The 2,282-nt window shown below is 59.3% G+C and carries 2 protein-coding genes and 2 pseudogenes; 2 read left to right on the top strand and 2 right to left on the bottom strand.

What is annotated here, in order from left to right; genetic code table 11:
* A partial coding sequence (locus DDE77_RS19790; RefSeq protein WP_210204444.1) for a hypothetical protein occupies window positions 1-295 on the top strand: 295 nt, incomplete at its 5' end.
* A gap of 36 nt (window positions 296-331) precedes the next feature.
* Here the strand turns inward: DDE77_RS19790 and DDE77_RS20015 are convergent.
* A pseudogene (locus DDE77_RS20015) lies at window positions 332-628 on the bottom strand (IS3 family transposase); the annotation flags it as partial.
* Between the two features lie 259 nt (window positions 629-887).
* On the opposite strand from DDE77_RS20015, the gene DDE77_RS19220 reads away from it, so the two are divergent.
* A protein-coding gene (locus tag DDE77_RS19220; RefSeq protein WP_108399097.1) for an IS3 family transposase occupies window positions 888-2,116 on the top strand; the annotation gives its coding sequence in 2 pieces (ribosomal slippage) (window positions 888-1,236 and window positions 1,236-2,116; 1,230 coding nt in all).
* Here the strand turns inward: DDE77_RS19220 and DDE77_RS19785 are convergent.
* Window positions 2,084-2,282 (bottom strand): annotated as a pseudogene (locus DDE77_RS19785) (hypothetical protein); the annotation flags it as partial. The gene DDE77_RS19220 and the pseudogene DDE77_RS19785 overlap by 33 nt on opposite strands.

Below are 2,282 nucleotides of genomic sequence, written 5' to 3'. Positions count from 1 at the left end.
AACTTCGAAACAACAAAACCCCCAGTCAGAAATGACCGGGGGTTTTTGCGTTCTGGGGCAAAGGAAGGGCAGGGCAAGGCAAGGCCAGGGGCGGGGGCCGAGTACGCACTTCGCCTTAGATAAAGGAGCCCGCATAGAAAGACAGCGCGATGCAGATGCAGCGGAGCAGATTCCCCCACAGGCGACGGCAAAAAACTGGAGCGATGCACACCAGATAAGCCAAGGCGCGATGAGCCAGAAGGCAACGCTGGGCAGGAGGGTAGAAGCAGCATCGAATGGCCCTGCGTTTCTGTAGACACCTACGGGATTAGACTTGGTATCGCCGTTCAAACTAGACAGGTGAGAGCATGCCGTTGCGGACGTGCTTGCGTGTCGAGTTGTAGAAAATTTCGATGCAATCGAATACGTCCTGGCGATCTTCATGCTGCATTCGGTGGGGCCGGCGCCTGCCTCTATTACGCTCAAGCAGATTGAAAAAACTTACGATCACGGCATGGTCATGGCAGTTCCCGCGTCGGCTCATCGAGGGAACCAGATTGTGGTTCCGCAGGAGGCTGGCCCAATTCATGCTAGTAAACTGCGAGCTCTGGTTGGAATGGGGCAGTATCGTATTCTGTGGCTTTCGGCGTTAGACCGCCGTGTGAATAGTCTAGAGCACAGGTTTGCCGGTCTGTCGGCTTTGCAGTGACTAGCCGCCGATGAGGCAGGTGGAGTGCGCCCCGTTTCACCGGACAGGCGGCGATTGGGTTTAAGCACTGAGGCGCAGGAACTCTCGTGGTGAGCGGAACTTGAGCCCGGAATGCGGGTGAACCTCTGGAGCGCACCCCATTTTGACCGAACAGGCGGCATAGCCGATAAGGCATAGGCATGCGCCTATGAGTACGACTATGTCCAAGAGTTCCGATGAGCCGTTTCGACGGGTCGAAGTCATCACCTCCGTGCAGCGCCGCCGGCGCTGGTCCGTCGCCGAGAAGGTGCGGTTGGTAGAGGAAGCCATGCAGCTTGGCATGAGCGTTTCCTATGTGGCCCGCCAGGCTGGCATTTCTCCCTCCCAGCTTTTCGCCTGGAAGCGCCGCATGCTTGAAGGTGGCCATGCGGCCGTTCAGGCTGATGAAGATGTTGTAGGCGCATCCCAGGTTCGCGAACTGGAGAAGCGGGTGCGCGATCTCGAGCGCATGCTGGGCAAGAAGACCATGGAGGCCGAGATCCTCAAGGAAGCCCTTGATCTCACCCGCCCAAAAAAACGGACCTCGCCCTTGCTGTCGTGGAGCAATCCCGAGGACGATACCCGATGAGCGTTGTTGCCCGCACTCTGGGCGTCTCCAGATCGAACCTGATCGAGCGCGCCCGTAAGCTATCACGGCCCAGAGGTCCTTATCGCAAGCCCGAGGATGTTACCCTCCTTGCCGAGCTGCGCCCGATCATCGATCAGCGGCCTACCTATGGCTATCGCAGGGTGACGGCATTGCTCAACAGGCAGCGGCGTAAGGAAGGCAAGCCCATCGTCAACACCAAGCGGGTCCTCAGGATCATGCAGCAGAACGGGCTCACTCTTCAAAAGCATACAGCACTGCGGCCCACCCGCACCCACGATGGCGTCGTCGTAGCCCTGCGCTCCAATGTCAGGTGGTGCTCCGACCACCTCGAGATCCATGCCCGCAATGGCGAGGTGGTTCGTATCGTCTTTGCCATCGATGCGTGCGACCGGGAGATCATCGCCTGGTCTGCTGTCGCCAATGCCGGCATCTCCGGTGAGATGGTCTGTGACCTGATGATCGCGGCTGTCGAACGCCGCTTCCAGACCCTCAAGGTCCCACACCGATTGGAATGGCTCTCCGACAATGGCAGTGCCTACATCGCCAGGCAAACAGCCCAAGTCTCTGCCGCTCTCGGTCTAACCCTGCTGTTCACACCAGTGCGCAGCCCGCAGAGCAACGGCATGTCCGAGGCCTTCGTGAAGACCCTGAAGCGAGACTACGCTTCAACCGCAATCCTCCCAGACGCCGACACCATCCTCGCCTTGCTGCCCGAATGGATGGAGGACTACTGTGAGGTCCACCCGCACTCCGGCCTCAAGTTCCGCTCACCACGCGAGTTCCTGCGCCTTAGTGCCTAAACCCACCCTCCGCCTGTCCGGTGAAACGGGGTCCACTCCAACCTCACAGTAGTCCTCGATCCATCCTGGCAGCAAGGCGAGGATGGTGTCGGCGTCTGGGAGGATTGCGGTCGAAGCGTAGTCTCGCTTCAGGGTCTTTACGAAGGCCTCGGACATGCCATTGCTC

The organism is Devosia submarina (assembly GCF_003056345.1).
Lineage (GTDB): Bacteria > Pseudomonadota > Alphaproteobacteria > Rhizobiales > Devosiaceae > Devosia > Devosia submarina.
This window is presented reverse-complemented; position numbering and strand designations above follow the sequence as displayed.